General features: G+C 39.8%; 20 protein-coding genes. 16 read left to right on the top strand and 4 right to left on the bottom strand.

Features of this window, described 5'->3' with window-relative positions; all coding sequences use genetic code 11:
• The first annotated feature begins 92 nt into the window (after positions 1 to 92).
• Positions 93 to 1,028, top strand: coding sequence for a YXWGXW repeat-containing protein (locus tag MUCPA_RS32920; RefSeq protein ID WP_008512634.1), 936 nt, complete (start codon positions 93 to 95; stop codon positions 1,026 to 1,028).
• Positions 1,029 to 1,265: 237 nt separating this feature from the next.
• On the opposite strand, the gene MUCPA_RS32915 is transcribed toward MUCPA_RS32920, so the two are convergent.
• The gene (locus tag MUCPA_RS32915; protein WP_008512633.1) at positions 1,266 to 1,613 is read right to left on the bottom strand and encodes a DUF1801 domain-containing protein; all 348 of its coding nucleotides are present in this window, start codon (positions 1,611 to 1,613) and stop codon (positions 1,266 to 1,268) included.
• Positions 1,614 to 1,696: 83 nt separating this feature from the next.
• On the opposite strand from MUCPA_RS32915, the gene MUCPA_RS32910 reads away from it, so the two are divergent.
• The 3 genes from MUCPA_RS32910 (at position 1,697) to MUCPA_RS32895 (ending at position 4,597) form a co-directional block, all read left to right on the top strand.
• Positions 1,697 to 2,038, top strand: coding sequence for a hypothetical protein (locus tag MUCPA_RS32910; RefSeq protein ID WP_008512632.1), 342 nt, complete (start codon positions 1,697 to 1,699; stop codon positions 2,036 to 2,038).
• A gap of 256 nt (positions 2,039 to 2,294) precedes the next feature.
• Entirely contained in the window at positions 2,295 to 4,034 is a 1,740-nt protein-coding gene (lysS, locus tag MUCPA_RS32905; protein WP_008512630.1) for a lysine--tRNA ligase, read from the top strand.
• Between the two features lie 356 nt (positions 4,035 to 4,390).
• The gene (locus tag MUCPA_RS32895) at positions 4,391 to 4,597 is read left to right on the top strand and encodes a hypothetical protein (RefSeq protein WP_008512626.1); all 207 of its coding nucleotides are present in this window, start codon (positions 4,391 to 4,393) and stop codon (positions 4,595 to 4,597) included.
• Between the two features lie 49 nt (positions 4,598 to 4,646).
• Here the strand turns inward: MUCPA_RS32895 and MUCPA_RS32890 are convergent, their stop codons facing one another.
• Positions 4,647 to 5,201, bottom strand: coding sequence for a hypothetical protein (locus MUCPA_RS32890; protein WP_008512623.1), 555 nt, complete (start codon positions 5,199 to 5,201; stop codon positions 4,647 to 4,649).
• 67 nt (positions 5,202 to 5,268) lie between these two features.
• On the opposite strand from MUCPA_RS32890, the gene ung reads away from it, so the two are divergent.
• Complete coding sequence (ung, locus tag MUCPA_RS32885) at positions 5,269 to 5,946, top strand: uracil-DNA glycosylase (RefSeq protein WP_008512622.1); 678 nt, start codon at positions 5,269 to 5,271, stop codon at positions 5,944 to 5,946.
• An 83-nt stretch (positions 5,947 to 6,029) separates the two neighbouring features.
• On the opposite strand, the gene MUCPA_RS32880 is transcribed toward ung, so the two are convergent.
• Positions 6,030 to 7,469, bottom strand: coding sequence for a tetratricopeptide repeat protein (locus MUCPA_RS32880; protein ID WP_008512621.1), 1,440 nt, complete (start codon positions 7,467 to 7,469; stop codon positions 6,030 to 6,032).
• A 398-nt stretch (positions 7,470 to 7,867) separates the two neighbouring features.
• On the opposite strand from MUCPA_RS32880, the gene MUCPA_RS38495 reads away from it, so the two are divergent.
• From MUCPA_RS38495 to MUCPA_RS32875, 8 genes are read left to right on the top strand one after another with little or no spacing between them, the layout of a single operon-like run.
• Positions 7,868 to 8,014, top strand: a complete 147-nt coding sequence (locus MUCPA_RS38495; protein ID WP_008512620.1) for a hypothetical protein — start codon at positions 7,868 to 7,870, stop codon at positions 8,012 to 8,014.
• A gap of 47 nt (positions 8,015 to 8,061) precedes the next feature.
• Positions 8,062 to 8,208: a hypothetical protein gene (locus MUCPA_RS38490; RefSeq protein WP_169316217.1), complete on the top strand. Its 147-nt coding sequence runs from the start codon at positions 8,062 to 8,064 to the stop codon at positions 8,206 to 8,208.
• A 29-nt stretch (positions 8,209 to 8,237) separates the two neighbouring features.
• On the top strand, positions 8,238 to 8,399 hold the full coding sequence (locus tag MUCPA_RS38485) for a hypothetical protein (RefSeq protein ID WP_008512618.1): 162 nt from the start codon (positions 8,238 to 8,240) through the stop codon (positions 8,397 to 8,399).
• Between the two features lie 36 nt (positions 8,400 to 8,435).
• On the top strand, positions 8,436 to 8,597 hold the full coding sequence (locus MUCPA_RS38480; protein WP_008512615.1) for a hypothetical protein: 162 nt from the start codon (positions 8,436 to 8,438) through the stop codon (positions 8,595 to 8,597).
• A gap of 36 nt (positions 8,598 to 8,633) precedes the next feature.
• Positions 8,634 to 8,795 (top strand): hypothetical protein, encoded by a 162-nt coding sequence (locus tag MUCPA_RS38475; RefSeq protein WP_008512616.1) that lies wholly within the window; start codon positions 8,634 to 8,636, stop codon positions 8,793 to 8,795.
• 36 nt (positions 8,796 to 8,831) lie between these two features.
• Positions 8,832 to 8,993 (top strand): hypothetical protein, encoded by a 162-nt coding sequence (locus MUCPA_RS38470; RefSeq protein WP_008512615.1) that lies wholly within the window; start codon positions 8,832 to 8,834, stop codon positions 8,991 to 8,993.
• Between the two features lie 36 nt (positions 8,994 to 9,029).
• On the top strand, positions 9,030 to 9,191 hold the full coding sequence (locus MUCPA_RS38000; RefSeq protein ID WP_008512614.1) for a hypothetical protein: 162 nt from the start codon (positions 9,030 to 9,032) through the stop codon (positions 9,189 to 9,191).
• Positions 9,192 to 9,227: 36 nt separating this feature from the next.
• Entirely contained in the window at positions 9,228 to 9,413 is a 186-nt protein-coding gene (locus MUCPA_RS32875; protein ID WP_008512613.1) for a hypothetical protein, read from the top strand.
• Between the two features lie 18 nt (positions 9,414 to 9,431).
• On the opposite strand, the gene MUCPA_RS32870 is transcribed toward MUCPA_RS32875, so the two are convergent.
• Positions 9,432 to 10,415, bottom strand: coding sequence for a GDSL-type esterase/lipase family protein (locus MUCPA_RS32870; protein WP_008512612.1), 984 nt, complete (start codon positions 10,413 to 10,415; stop codon positions 9,432 to 9,434).
• A gap of 158 nt (positions 10,416 to 10,573) precedes the next feature.
• Between MUCPA_RS32870 and MUCPA_RS32865 the strand changes: the two genes are divergently transcribed.
• The 3 genes from MUCPA_RS32865 (at position 10,574) to MUCPA_RS32855 (ending at position 14,101) form a co-directional block, all read left to right on the top strand.
• Entirely contained in the window at positions 10,574 to 11,944 is a 1,371-nt protein-coding gene (locus MUCPA_RS32865; protein ID WP_008512611.1) for a dipeptidase, read from the top strand.
• An 85-nt stretch (positions 11,945 to 12,029) separates the two neighbouring features.
• The gene (locus MUCPA_RS32860) at positions 12,030 to 12,998 is read left to right on the top strand and encodes a glycosyltransferase family 2 protein (protein WP_008512610.1); all 969 of its coding nucleotides are present in this window, start codon (positions 12,030 to 12,032) and stop codon (positions 12,996 to 12,998) included.
• Positions 12,999 to 13,132: 134 nt separating this feature from the next.
• Positions 13,133 to 14,101, top strand: a complete 969-nt coding sequence (locus tag MUCPA_RS32855; RefSeq protein WP_008512609.1) for a glycosyltransferase — start codon at positions 13,133 to 13,135, stop codon at positions 14,099 to 14,101.
• The last annotated feature ends 2 nt before the right edge of the window (positions 14,102 to 14,103 follow it).

Here is a 14,103-nt window from a genome sequence, read left to right as displayed (position 1 = left end):
AAATTCACATTAAATTAGGCGTACTTATCTCCCATTAACCAAACTTTGCTTGTTTTGAGCTGTCTTACTTTTGATTTTTAAATAACAAGATCATGAAAAACAGCTTGAAAATTTTAGTATTAATTATAGTAATGGGTTTAACCAATGCTAATGCGCAAATCAGCATTGGCATAAGTTTATCTGCACATATTGCACCCCCACCTCTGCCCGTTTACGATCAGCCCGAATGCCCGGTTGATGGTTATTTATGGACACCAGGCTACTGGAGTTATGGCGACGGCGGCTATTATTGGGTGCCCGGCGCCTGGGTTGCCCCACCACAACCCGGTTATTTATGGACTCCCGGTTACTGGGGCTATGATGGGGGTGTTTATGGCTTCCACAGAGGTTACTGGGGAACACATGTAGGCTTTTATGGCGGTGTAAACTATGGCTACGGATATATAGGCACCGGCTTTGTCGGCGGCGAATGGCATGGTGGTGCATTTAGATACAACACCGCTGTTATGCACGTTAACCGTACAGTTGTACATAACACCTATGTAAACAATACCGTTATCCGCAACACAACGGTAAACCGGGTAAGTTTTAATGGCCCTGGTGGCGTAAGAGCAACCCCGCGCCCCGAAGAGCGTGTTGCCATGAACGAGCATCATATCCAGCCAACGGCCCAGCAACAATCACATGTTCAGGCTGCCCGTAACGACAAAAGTCAGTACGTTAGCAATAACCACGGCCAACCGGCACGCTTAGCAGTCAGCAATGCAGGCAACAGAAGCTTTAACCCAACTGCGGCACATTCTGCAACTATCAGGAGTGGTTTTGGTAATAATGCAAATCGCCCGCAAGGCCAGCCCGCTCAACAACAACAGCATGTACAGGAACAACCAAGGTCGCAAATGGAGCAGCAACAGAGGTCACAAATGCAACAGAGGCCAATGCAACAACATCAACAAGCTGGCCGTCCACACCAAGGTGGCGGCTTTGGTAGGCCGACAGGCGGTGGTGGCCACCAAAGGCACGGATAATATAACGGTTTAAACCGGACAGCCGCCCGATATGTATCAGGCGGCTGTCCGGTTTCCATTAAATTTATGCGGCCTAAAACTTATAACCTTATCAAATAGCTCAAGTAATAATGGTGACGAGCTTAATGCTGCTACTTTTAAATATTAAACCTTGCGGCGTCCTTTACATATTTGTTAAATAACTGCATACATAATAATTTTTTTATTTCCCCCAAGCCATAAAGAGCCCTCTTATCATCAATTACGCAGCTTGACTGCAACATTCAGTATCTCGCTAATCACGTTTACAGGTACATCTTCCGCCGGCTCTATCAGCATAATTTTCATTCGCGAACGCTTCTCCATAATCAGTTCGGGATGCTCCATCAGTTTACCATCCACAAAACCGATATAGGGTTGCCCGGTGCCCTTTTTTGTCCATAGATAACAAAGCATCTTATTTTTATAGCAATAAAAAGGCATACCATATTTCCAGGACTCAGTTATCTCCGCATCAAAAGCTAAGATAAACGTGCGCAAGTAAAGCAGACTACTTTTGGCTGGCTCATCCTTTTTCAAAAAGTAATTATCAATATCACGCAGCATAATACTAATGTAGCTATTATCGTTACATGGTGCAAAAGGTTACCTTTTTTAAGGCATGGTATTAACTGATAAATATAATGGTAATGAGTTTACTGCTGCTGCTTTTAATACTTGCTTCGCCCATATTACAAATTATCCTGATCAGCAAAAGATTACGGGATAAAATAAGTCTGAGTGTTTTGACGATAACTTTGTTAACGGTACTCTATGTTTTGGCATCATCCATATTTTTTTTAATCGCCTACCTGCTTGAAAGCACTTACGTATCTACCGAGCATATCAAATGCGATATGACAATACCTGCCATTATTGTTATCGACTTCCTATTAATTATAATTGCCCTACCCGTCATCGGCACCATTGGCAGCATCATGTTGGCAGCAAAAAACAAAGATATACCAGTATCAACCCAATCAAATGGATAACACTTATCACTGATTTTAAACTCCATCAAACCAATCCAACCATGGAATTAATATTACTTGCGCCGGTAGTTCAAATGATATTCATCATATGCCCATCATAGGGATGTTAGGCGGCTGATATAGCACTGTAACCATACGAAGAACCAGGATTGACAGGGCCTCAAAATCACTACAAATGTTTCGATTTGAAATAATCGAAACATTTGCGGTTAAAATCTTACTTTTGCAATCCTTTAAATAAAATACGCTTTCAGTTATGAGCATTGGACTATCCGAACAGGAAATATTTCGCCGTGAGGCGCTGCAGCAATTACGCAATTTAGGCATCAACCCCTATCCTGCCGAAGCATTTGATGTAAATACAAACGCTAAGGATATTTTAGCAAACTTCAACTCCAAGCCTGAGGCTTACCAGGAGGTAGTAATTGCGGGCCGCATCATGAGCCGCCGTATTATGGGCAGCGCATCTTTTGCCGAATTACAGGATTCAACCGGCCGCGTACAGATCTACATCAAGCGCGACGATATTTGCCCCGACGAAGATAAAACCATGTATAACACCGTATTTAAAAAGCTGTTAGACCTGGGCGACTTTGTTGGCGTAAAAGGATACGTTTTTACCACACAAACCGGCGAAACATCGGTTCATGTTAAAGAATTAACCATTCTATCTAAATCGCTTAAACCACTGCCTGTGGTAAGGCGTGAAGAAGATGGTACTGTACATGATGCTTTTACCGATCCGGAAATGCGTTATCGCCAGCGCTATGTGGATTTAACGGTAAACCCGGAGTTCAAGCAGATCTTCATGAACCGCTCTAAAGTGATCAGCACCATGCGCAGCTACTTTGACAGCGAGGGCTGGATGGAAGTGGAAACCCCGATACTGCAAAGTGTGCATGGCGGCGCAGCAGCGCGGCCGTTTAAAACCTACCACAATACGCTGGATATGCCTTTGTTTTTGCGCATAGCTAACGAGCTATATTTAAAAAGATTAATTGTAGCCGGATTTGATGGGGTGTATGAATTTGGCAAAATGTTCCGTAACGAGGGTATGGATCGCACCCATAATCCCGAATTCACTTCGGTTGAAATATACGTAGCCTATAAGGATTATATCTGGATGATGGCTATGGTTGAACATTGCCTTGAAAAAGTGGCAATGGCTGTGCACGGAAAAGCGGTTGTTAAAGTAGGTGAGCACGAGATTAACTTTGCCGGACCGTATGAAAAGCTATCCATGTATGATAGTATTTTGAAGTATACCGGTATTGATGTATCAGCAATGGACGAAGCTGCTTTAAGGCAAACCTGCCGTGATTTAGCCATCGAGGTGGATAAAACCATGGGTAAAGGCAAACTGGTTGACGAAATATTTAGCGCAAAAGTTGAAGAACATCTAATACAACCCACCTATATTACCGACTACCCTATCGAGATGACCCCGCTTGCTAAGAAGCACCGCAGCAAAGAGGGTTTGGTAGAACGTTTTGAACTGTTTGTAATGGGTAAAGAAATTGCCAATGCATATACAGAATTAAACGATCCCATTGATCAGCGTGAACGCTTTGAAGATCAACTGTTACTGGCTGGCCGTGGTGATGAGGAAGCGATGGCGATGGATGATGACTTTTTGCGCGCGTTGGAATATGGCATGCCGCCAACATCTGGCTTAGGAATAGGTATTGACCGCCTGGTGATGCTGATGACGAACCAGACTACCATACAGGAAGTGCTGTTTTTCCCGCAGATGAGGCCCGAAAGCATTACGGTTTCCAATATTAAAGATGAGGCAGAGGAAAACCTTGAATTTGCTGCCGCCGGTGTACCGTCTGAATGGATACCCGTAGTTAAAAAAATGGGTTTCAATACCATTCAGGAATTAAAAGCTGGCAACCCAAACAAGATATTCAATGATCTGGGTGGGATGCGTAAAAAACTGAAGCTCGATATTGCCATGCCTTCAAAGGAAACTGTAATGGCCTGGTTTGTGTAACATTAATTTATTAGCTATTAACACAAATTAAGTATATGTGATAAGTAATTGCTTGCTTTTTTGCTTAACCTACATCTTGATAAGCACTGAAACGTTGGCTATTACTTATCATTTTATTTAAAGTTTTTTGGTAACCTGCGGATAACAATTTTAAATCCGACGGTAGATAAATACAACCTAATGGAAAACGGCGCACGCAAAGTGTATCGGTAATACTTATACCATGAATTCTATTGAACTCCTGCATTTACAGATGAACGTTAATTGATTACAATAACTTAATGAAAACTTAAATAAAGTAACACTTTTGCTAATGGATCAATTTATATTTTTATAATTATAAAAATGTAAACACCATGATCAATACAAGCCTGGAAATAACGGAAAACGAATACCTGATTAAGTTTAACAGAAACAAGTTCGATCTATCATTTATCCGTAACTTACTGCGAATAGTAGAGATATCAAACCCATCTGAAGATCACGCTATTTCTGATAAGAACTTCAGTGAAGCTGCAGTATCGGTAAGCCCGGATTACTACAGTCATCTTGACGAAAAATAAACTACTGATAAAGGAAATCCTCCTTTATCAGTAGTTTTTAACTATTGTATTAAAACTGCTGGCGATAGCCGCCACGTACTACTTGCTGCTTATCCATCTGGGCCATTTGCCCCTTCATCATCTTTATCTGCTCAGTAAGCATTTTATTGGTATCTGCTTTGCTCGCTTCCTGTAAGTACATCTGTGCCTCACGCTTGTTACGCTTAGCCATTGATATTCCGGCAAGGCTTAATTTAGCCAATGCGATGTTATGAGACATCTTCATGCCCAGGGTTAATGCTTTTTTAAAGTATTTTTCGGATTTTAAGGGTGCTTTGCGCGATTCTATTAAGCCCATTAACAAATTGTAGTATCCGTGCTGCGCCTTATACAATTGCTTTTCATAGTCGGTGATCTTCAATAGCCATTCCTCTGCCTTAGTGGTATCTTCCTTACGCAGAAAATATTGCGCTATCAGCATATTTTCATTTAAAAAGAAAGTTAGTAAAACCAATCCGCCTATCAGGAAAACCAGTATACCCCATCCCCATAAACCAAAAACAGACATTACAATAGCAGCACCTAAAACAGCACATGCAATAACTAACCGAACAATATTTGACATAATTTGTAATTTTATACTGCGCAAATATCCGTTTATTTGTGGTGTTAACCAACATCTAATTACATTTATGTCGATTGAATTAGAGCCCTCATGGCTAAATATTTTAAAGAGCGAATTTGAGCAGGATTACATGCTGAAACTTAAAAACTTTTTAAAAGAAGAAAAGAATACTGGCCAGGTAGTATATCCAAGAGGTAAAGATATTTTTAACGCCTTTTGGACTACCCCATTTACAAACCTAAAGGTGGTGATACTGGGGCAAGATCCCTATCACGGTGCTAACCAGGCGCATGGTTTATCTTTTTCAGTGCAAAAGGGTGTACCCCTCCCCCCGTCTTTGCAAAACATCTATAAAGAATTGCAAACCGATATTCCAGGCTTCATCATGCCAACCCATGGAGATTTAACGGAATGGGCAGAACAGGGCGTGTTATTATTAAACGCAACCCTCACTGTACGTGCAAATTCTGCCGGGTCGCACCAAAAGTCAGGCTGGGAAATTTTTACGGATAAGGTGATCAGCCAAATATCGGAACAAAAGGAAGGAGTTGTATTTTTACTCTGGGGCAAATTTGCACAAGCTAAAGCCGTGTTAATCGATGAAAAAAAACACCATATCCTGAAAGCGGCACACCCCTCACCCTTTTCGGCATACAACGGTTTTTTTGGTTGCCACCATTTTTCAAAAACAAATGCTATTTTAACCAAAGAAGGCAAACAACCAATTGACTGGCAAATACATTAAATCAATTATGCACACTTATTCGTTTTGAAAATCAGTGTGCAATAAGTGTATACCATAGTTGCTTATTGGCAAGTGATGGATAACTATCCGTTTTTTGCAGATTCGTGAAGCATCCCGCTCATATCTATAATATTGTCGTCAATTTCAGATACGCATTTATTCATTAGTTTAATACATTCGTCCTGCTGAATCAAATCATCCTTTTCAAGATTCAGTAGTCCTTTTAAAGTCGCTATAGGCCCGCGAATCTGGTGGGATAGATGAAGCGAGTAGTCTGCGAGTTTTTTATTCTTGATCTGGAGATCTTTTGTTCGTTCGTCAATAATTTCTTCCAGGTGATGGTTGATCTGGTTCAGATTTTCTTTTTGTTCGGATATCTTAGCATTCAGTTCCGTAAGGCGTTTGTTAGTTTTGGCTTTTCGGTTTACATTATATATCAGTAAAACAATCACAACCAAAAAAAGGCCTGCCACCAGAGCACTTGCCCAAAACATTTGCCTGTCATACTTCTGGCGCTCGATGATACGTTCGTTTTCTTGTTCTTTTTCGCGATGCTTGTGCTGCTCATCAATCAGGTTAAGCCGTACAGATATGTTATTTTTATAGGTTGCGCTATCCTGTTTGTAAATGTCCCTTAAACTGAATAATGCATTTTTATAATTTTTCCTTTTAAACTCCAGCTCATACCTGGTCAGTTTGTAATCATATTCAAGCTTGGTGCTTTTAACCTGCCTTGAAAATGCAAGGCCCTCGTTTAGATAGGTTTCCGCCAAATCAAATTTATTCTCGGCAATAAAAAGCGAGGTGAGGGTTAAGTTAATGCTGGCAACAGCCATATTCAAATCCATTGTTTTGGCCTGTTGGTTAGCTTCTAACAAAAGTTCCCTGGCTTTATCCAATTGATTCAGGTTATAATAGATAACTCCCCTGTTTTGAAGGCATTGGATCAGGTTAACCGTGTTATTTAATTTGGTAAATAACACGTTGCTTTTATCGTAATATTCTAAAGCCTTGGTAAAGTTCTTTTTCCGATAGTATATATTGCCGAAATTTAGATCAATGGTGGCTATAAGGTCCTCATCTTTTATTTTTTGTGCTATGCTCAAAGCTTTAAAATAATAATCGATGGCAATATCGTAGTCGCTTTCGCGGTATAGCGTGCCAATATTATTGTTCACCTTAGCCTGGCCGCTTAAGTTGTTGTTACTTTGAAAATATTTTAGTGCATTTAAATAACAATCAAGTGATGTTTCTTGTTGTGTTAAATAGTAATAGCCAAGGCCTAACACGCGGTATGCTTCCCCAATACCGTTGATGTAATTTATTTTAATAGCCAGTGCAAGGCTTTTTTTAGCTTGATTAATAGTTCCGCTGGGATCTGTTAACCTGCTATTATATGCCTGTTTATTGATTTTATTAACCTGAATGGTGTCCGGATTTGGATTGTCGCTAAATCCTTTTGCATCAACTTCAGAGAAAAGCAAACAACTAAGAAGTAACGCAAATAGAAATTTGATTTTCATTAAATAAAAGTAATATTTTGTAATGGTGAACCCAAATTTTAATAATTAGTTTTATACGGGCGATGCTTGAACATAGTTCATTTATTAAAGAAATAAATTTTTTCAAAAAAAAATCGCAAAATTATAAAAAAAATTTTGCAATATGAAAATTAAAATTTATGTTTGCATCAACAAAATATTTAAATAAAGTAAGTAAATAATTACATATCAGATAGGTATAGTGAATTAAATTAACACATTTCTGGACTTCAATAACATCAAATTGAAATTTTAGATTTGGAGAAAAAGCCAGTATTTGATGTTGGCAAGCATCGAAACTATCGATGCCTGTTAAAACGAGAAATGATTGTTTAATTAAAAGTTGACAGATTAAAACACAGCGAATAACGCGAAATACAATGAAGAAAATCACCATTATAGCATTTGTTGCTCTTTTTACCGGCATTGCGCCGTCGTACACAAAAGATAGTTCGATTAAACCTTCAAATGCAAAGCTCAAAATAGTTGTTATTCCCAATAAGAGCGATGTTGGTAACGGCGATTAACTCGACAATAAAATAATAACACATTCTTGAACCCACCCGACAGAAATATGAAAAAGGTAATCATTATTGCATTTACTGTACTCGCTACCGCATTGATTTCATCTTGCAACAAAGACAATTCAGTAAAACCGGCTTCAGCTCAAACTCAAAAGTTTATTTCGCCAGACAAAAACGACGTAGGTAACGGAGATTAACCTACATCCCTATAAAATCACATATACTCATGAAAAAGATCATCATTATCGCTTTCGCGATACTAACTACCAGCATGGTATCATCATGTACCAAAGATAATTCTGTTAGGCCGCAAAAAACTGTTGTAGCAGATAAAAACGATGTAGGCAACGGAGATTACACCGGCTCTACAGGAACAGTTAATCCTTAATTCATCTTAACCATCAACTTATAAAAAGTAATACTCATGAAAAAGATCATCATTATAGCTTTTGCTATATTAACTACCGGCCTGGTGTCATCATGTACCAAAGACAATTCTGTTAAACCACAAACCAATGCAGTGCCGGATAAAAATGACGTAGGCAACGGAGATTATACTGGCTCTACAGGAACAGTTAATCCTTAATTCATCTTAACCATCAACTTATAAAAAGTGACACTCATGAAAAAGATCATCATCATAGCTTTCGCGATACTAACTACCGGCATGGTATCATCATGTACCAAAGACAATTCTGTTAAACCACAAAAAACTGTTGTAGCAGATAAAAACGATGTAGGCAACGGAGATTACACCGGCTCTACAGGAACAGTTAATCCTTAATTTATCTTAACCATCAACTTATAAAAAGTAATACTCATGAAAAAGATCATCATCATAGCTTTTGCGATACTAACTACCGGCCTGGTGTCATCATGTACCAAAGACAATTCTGTTAAACCACAAACCAATGCGGTGCCAGATAAAAATGACGTAGGCAACGGAGATTATACCGGCTCTACAGGAACAGTTAATCCTTAATTCATCTTACCCATCACCTGATAAAAAGTACCAATCATGAAAAAGATCATCATCATTGCTTTTGCGATATTAACTACCGGCTTGGTATCATCATGCACCAAAGACAATTCTGTTAAACCTCAAAAAACTGTTGTAGCAGATAAAAACGATGTAGGCAACGGAGATTATACTGGCTCTACAGGAACAGTTAATCCTTAATTCATCTTAACCATCACCTGATAAAAAGTACCAATCATGAAAAAGATCATCATCATTGCTTTTGCCACCTTATCTACTGGCATAGTTTTATCAAGCAACCTCAAAAAAGACAACACCCTCGTTAAGGCTGCACCTGGCTTAAATATTAAAAAAAGTACCATTAATGTTTCGGAAACTAAAGCTGGTAAACCGTCGTACGATGTAGTAGCCACTGCCGATTGATTGAAGTGATTATTAGGATTAGCCTATCACAATCATTTTTTTTGCGAGCTCCCTACCGGCAATTCGCATTACATAAATGTAAATACCGGGCTTGAGATTAGTTAGCGGAAACACGACTTTATGATAGCCCGAATTGTAAAACTCATTGGTTATGGTGCCTACAGGAACGCCATTTATGTTATACAACTGAATAAGCACATTGGCCGACTGGGATAAACTAAAGCCGATGGTGGTGCTACCGACAGCGGGGTTAGGAAAGTTTTGATCAAGACCTATCAATAACAGTTTGTTTTCAATGGCATCGTTGATCGAATCAAACCAAACGTAACTGATTATCCTGTCTCCTTTATCATTAGGATGCAATCCATCCGCCTGGTAAAGCTTAAAATCGTAACCTAATGCGGCGTTGATATCGGCAAGATAAACCTTGCCTTGGTATTTTTTAACCAGACGGACGTAGCCTGCATTTATAGTTTTAATATAGTTATTAGCTACAGCATACGTTTTGTTGTTTTTATCATTTATAAACTGGAGGGTGCCAATAATGGGCACAAGGTTGGCGTTTAACGACATCTCTATCATTTTTTCCATGTTACCCTGAGTGATAGCTAAGGTTTTGTTGATTTGCGCCGGAGTATATTTAATTGGCGAAAGGGCAAGATTTAAGGCATCGTTTAAGCCTATCAGTATGCATACAAAACCAGTCCTGCCTGCTATAGCAGCCGGAAAACGCAGTAATCCCTGAGCGGTTGTTTCTCCTGGAACACCATTATTAGTTACGGTAACTACCTTTCCAACGTAACAATATTCAAAATTTTTCTTTAGATAAGGCTGAAACGAAAAGCCATTAACACCCGCTACAGTACTCGCTCCAAACGTGGTTACATTAATACTATCTTTACTGTAAAATTTAGAAGCAACGCTGCAACTTGGAGTTTGAGCCAGCGCTGTTGAGGTGAAAAATAAAAGAAAAAAAAGTAAAAATACCTTACAATAGCTCATTCCGAATTTATTGCCAGCTCTTAACATAGAGTAAACCAAGCAAATATACAACCATATATGCGCATTTAAAATTCCAGTCAAACTCTTTTTAAACCAAGGGATTTTCTGCACATCTGTTAAAAGTTAATATTCTATATTTGCCTTTAAAAATTCACCCTATGCAGGTTATCAAACAATACATTGAACACAATAAAGATAGAATATTAAACGAACTTTTTGATCTGTTAAGATTCCCGTCGGTAAGCGCCGATCCTAAGTATGGGGAATCTGTTCTACAAACGGCCGAGTTTGTTGCTCAAAAACTTAGGGACGCCGGTGCTGATCAGGTGGAAGTGTGCACTACAGCTGGCTACCCGATAGTTTACGGAGAGAAGATCATAGACCCAAGCTTGCCAACCGTTTTAACCTATGGGCATTATGACGTGCAACCACCCGACCCACTTGAGCTATGGAAAACGCCTCCTTTTGAACCAACCGTTAGGGATGGCAAAATTTATGCGCGCGGAGCCTGTGACGATAAGGGGCAGTTTTACATGCATGTTAAAGCTTTTGAGCTGATGATGCAAACCAATACGCTGCCTTGCAATATCAAATTCATGATTGAGGGAGAAGAGGAAGTAGGATCATCAAATCTTGGTATTTTTGTTAAGGCCAACAAAGAGCGTTTAAAGGCCGATGTTGTTCTAATTTCTGATACATCGATGATCAGCATGGAAAATCCTTCGCTCGAAACCGGCTTGCGGGGTTTATCATACCTTGAGGTTGAAGTTGTTGGTCCTAACCGCGATTTACATTCGGGCGTTTATGGTGGCGCGGTGGCTAATCCCGCTACTATACTGGCTAAAATGATCGCTTCGCTCCATGATGAAAATAATCATATCGCTATCCCGGGCTTTTATGATGATGTAGTTGAATTAACTGGAGCTGAACGCGATGCACTTAACGAGGCGCCATTTGATGAGCAGGAGTACAAAACTGATTTGGATGTTAACGAGCTATGGGGCGAAAAGGGTTACAGTACTATTGAACGTACCGGTACCAGGCCAACTCTTGAGGTAAACGGTATTTGGGGAGGTTACATTGGCGAAGGCGCAAAAACGGTATTGCCATCAAAAGCAAATGCTAAAATCTCAATGAGGCTGGTTCCAAATCAATCATCAGATAAAATCACCAGGTTGTTTACCGATCATTTTACAAAAATTGCCCCGGCTTATGTCAAAGTAAAAGTAACACCGCATCATGGTGGCGAGCCTGTTGTTACCCCAACAGATAGCATAGCATACAAGGCGGCTCAAAAAGCTATTGAAGAATCATTTGGCAAAAAGCCAATCCCAACCCGTGGCGGCGGCAGTATCCCTATTGTTGCGTTGTTTGAAGAGGCGCTGGGCATCAAAACCGTGTTAATGGGCTTCGGGTTGGATAGCGATAACCTGCATTCGCCTAACGAGAAGTATGATATTTTTAATTACTATAAGGGGATAGAAACTATTCCGCTATTTCATAAATATTTTGCCGAACTGAGCAAGTAGTAGTTGAATATCATAAAAAATGTTAAATTTAAATTATTCTTTAAAAAAGCTGGTAGTTTTACCCTGCCAGCTTTGGCCGCAATAAATGGACATATCTGTTGTAATTCCTTTATATAACGAAGTGGAGTCGTTACCAGAGCTTACCTCATGGATAAGCAAGGTAATGGCCGAGAACCACTTTTCGTACGAGATCATTTTAGTTGATGACGGAAGTAATGATGGGTCGTGGGAGATGATCCGCAAGCTAAGCGATGGTAATCAATTTATTGAAGCTATCAAGTTTCGCCGCAATTACGGCAAGTCGGCTGCGCTTAATGTAGGCTTTGCCGCTGCTGCTGGTAATGTTGTAATTACGATGGATGCCGACCTGCAGGATAGCCCTGATGAAATTCCAGAATTATACCGGCGTATTATGGAAGAGAAGTTCGACCTGGTATCCGGCTGGAAAGCCAAGCGCCACGATCCTTTAAGTAAAACCATCCCTACCAAGCTGTTTAACTCTGTTACCCGTAAAATGTCGGGCATTCATAACCTGCACGATTTTAACTGCGGCTTAAAAGCTTACCGCAAAACTGTGGTGAAAAATATCGAGGTATATGGCGAAATGCATCGTTACATCCCTGTACTGGCTAAGTGGGCCGGGTTCACCAAAATTGGCGAACAGGTAGTTGAGCACTTTCCGCGTAAATACGGCAAAACCAAGTTTGGTATGAGCCGTTTTGTAAACGGCTTTCTGGATTTGTTGTCGATATTTTTTGTAGGTAAATTTGCTAAACGGCCAATGCACTTTTTTGGTACCATGGGGGTATTAAGTTTCATGACCGGGTTTATCATAGCAATATGGATTGTTTGTGAGAAGCAGTATCTGATTTATCAAAACGAAAAATACCATTTGCATGTGCCTTATCGTGATGCCACAGACAACCCCGCTTTTTACATTGCGTTAGTAGCTATAGTTGTAGGCTTTCAACTATTTTTAACTGGCTTTGTTGCCGAGCTGGTATCTCGCAACGCTCCAGAAAGAAACAACTACCAGATAGAAGAGAAATTATAACTGATTTGAATGTGCAAATGCGAGAATGTGCAGATATGCAAATGTTACTAAATGTAAAAACATTTGCACATTGGATAAAAGCATTTGCATATCTGCACATTAAATACCTATACAAATTTGCACATTAACGAGAAATGTTTTTTTCCATCATCATACCCCTATATAACCGGCCACAAGAGATAAAGGAGCTGCTGGAAACACTAACCCGGCAAACCTATACCCAATTTGAGGTTTTGATTATAGAGGATGGATCGGTGAATGATGCAAAAGCCGTAGTTGAAACATTTGCCAACTGCCTTGATATTAGTTACTACGTAAAACCTAACGAAGGACAGGGCTTTGCTCGTAATTATGGATTTGCCAGGGCCAAAGGCGATTACTTTATCGTTTTTGATTCCGACTGCCTGATACCCGAAGGATATCTCGACATTGTTAAAAACTATCTGTACACCAACCACCTGGATGCTTACGGTGGCCCAGACGGCGCTACAACCTCTTTTACTCCTATACAAAGGGCTATCAGCTACAGCATGACTTCGCCATTTACCACCGGGGGCATCCGAGGTAACAAAAAAGGCCTTGGTCAGTTTCACCCGCGTAGTTTCAACATGGGTATATCCCGCCAGGTATGGGAAAAAACCGGTGGCTTCATTATCACCCGGCTGGGCGAGGATATTGAGTTCAGCATCCGCATCCATAAAATGGGTTTTAAAATAGGGTTAATACCCGATGCACTGGTTTACCATAAACGCCGTACTGATTTTATTCAATTTTTTAAGCAGTTGCATTTTTTTGGACGGGCGCGTATTAACATTTATCGATTTTTCCCCGGCGAGCTAAAAATGGTTCACTTTTTCCCTGCTCTGTTTACTTTGTTTTTAATAATTACATTATTACTCAACATCATTAACTCACCGCTAAAATTATTGGGCAACATCATAGTGCTCGTTATTATATTGTTAATATTTTTTCATTCGTTAATTATAAACAGATCATTAAAAATTGCATTTTTGAGTATTATTGCCGCATTTATTCAACTCACCGCTTACGGGCTTGGGTTTATGGAAGATTTGTGGAAGCGTGTAATAATTAAAACATCATAAAC

Origin of the sequence: Mucilaginibacter paludis DSM 18603 (assembly GCF_000166195.2) — a bacterium.
GTDB classification, from domain to species: domain Bacteria; phylum Bacteroidota; class Bacteroidia; order Sphingobacteriales; family Sphingobacteriaceae; genus Mucilaginibacter; species Mucilaginibacter paludis.
This window is presented reverse-complemented; position numbering and strand designations above follow the sequence as displayed.

Bases quoted from the DNA above. Each gene is read 5' to 3' on its own strand.
- MUCPA_RS32920 (WP_008512634.1), top strand. From the start codon at position 93: ATGAAAAACAGCTTGAAAATTTTAGTATTAATTATAGTAATGGGTTTA.
- MUCPA_RS32915 (WP_008512633.1), bottom strand. From the start codon at position 1,613: ATGCTGCGTGATATTGATAATTACTTTTTGAAAAAGGATGAGCCAGCC.
- MUCPA_RS32910 (WP_008512632.1), top strand. From the start codon at position 1,697: ATGAGTTTACTGCTGCTGCTTTTAATACTTGCTTCGCCCATATTACAA.
- lysS (WP_008512630.1), top strand. From the start codon at position 2,295: ATGAGCATTGGACTATCCGAACAGGAAATATTTCGCCGTGAGGCGCTG.
- MUCPA_RS32895 (WP_008512626.1), top strand. From the start codon at position 4,391: ATGATCAATACAAGCCTGGAAATAACGGAAAACGAATACCTGATTAAG.
- MUCPA_RS32890 (WP_008512623.1), bottom strand. From the start codon at position 5,201: ATGTCAAATATTGTTCGGTTAGTTATTGCATGTGCTGTTTTAGGTGCT.
- ung (WP_008512622.1), top strand. From the start codon at position 5,269: ATGTCGATTGAATTAGAGCCCTCATGGCTAAATATTTTAAAGAGCGAA.
- MUCPA_RS32880 (WP_008512621.1), bottom strand. From the start codon at position 7,469: ATGAAAATCAAATTTCTATTTGCGTTACTTCTTAGTTGTTTGCTTTTC.
- MUCPA_RS38495 (WP_008512620.1), top strand. From the start codon at position 7,868: ATGAAGAAAATCACCATTATAGCATTTGTTGCTCTTTTTACCGGCATT.
- MUCPA_RS38490 (WP_169316217.1), top strand. From the start codon at position 8,062: ATGAAAAAGGTAATCATTATTGCATTTACTGTACTCGCTACCGCATTG.
- MUCPA_RS38485 (WP_008512618.1), top strand. From the start codon at position 8,238: ATGAAAAAGATCATCATTATCGCTTTCGCGATACTAACTACCAGCATG.
- MUCPA_RS38480 (WP_008512615.1), top strand. From the start codon at position 8,436: ATGAAAAAGATCATCATTATAGCTTTTGCTATATTAACTACCGGCCTG.
- MUCPA_RS38475 (WP_008512616.1), top strand. From the start codon at position 8,634: ATGAAAAAGATCATCATCATAGCTTTCGCGATACTAACTACCGGCATG.
- MUCPA_RS38470 (WP_008512615.1), top strand. From the start codon at position 8,832: ATGAAAAAGATCATCATCATAGCTTTTGCGATACTAACTACCGGCCTG.
- MUCPA_RS38000 (WP_008512614.1), top strand. From the start codon at position 9,030: ATGAAAAAGATCATCATCATTGCTTTTGCGATATTAACTACCGGCTTG.
- MUCPA_RS32875 (WP_008512613.1), top strand. From the start codon at position 9,228: ATGAAAAAGATCATCATCATTGCTTTTGCCACCTTATCTACTGGCATA.
- MUCPA_RS32870 (WP_008512612.1), bottom strand. From the start codon at position 10,415: ATGAGCTATTGTAAGGTATTTTTACTTTTTTTTCTTTTATTTTTCACC.
- MUCPA_RS32865 (WP_008512611.1), top strand. From the start codon at position 10,574: ATGCAGGTTATCAAACAATACATTGAACACAATAAAGATAGAATATTA.
- MUCPA_RS32860 (WP_008512610.1), top strand. From the start codon at position 12,030: ATGGACATATCTGTTGTAATTCCTTTATATAACGAAGTGGAGTCGTTA.
- MUCPA_RS32855 (WP_008512609.1), top strand. From the start codon at position 13,133: ATGTTTTTTTCCATCATCATACCCCTATATAACCGGCCACAAGAGATA.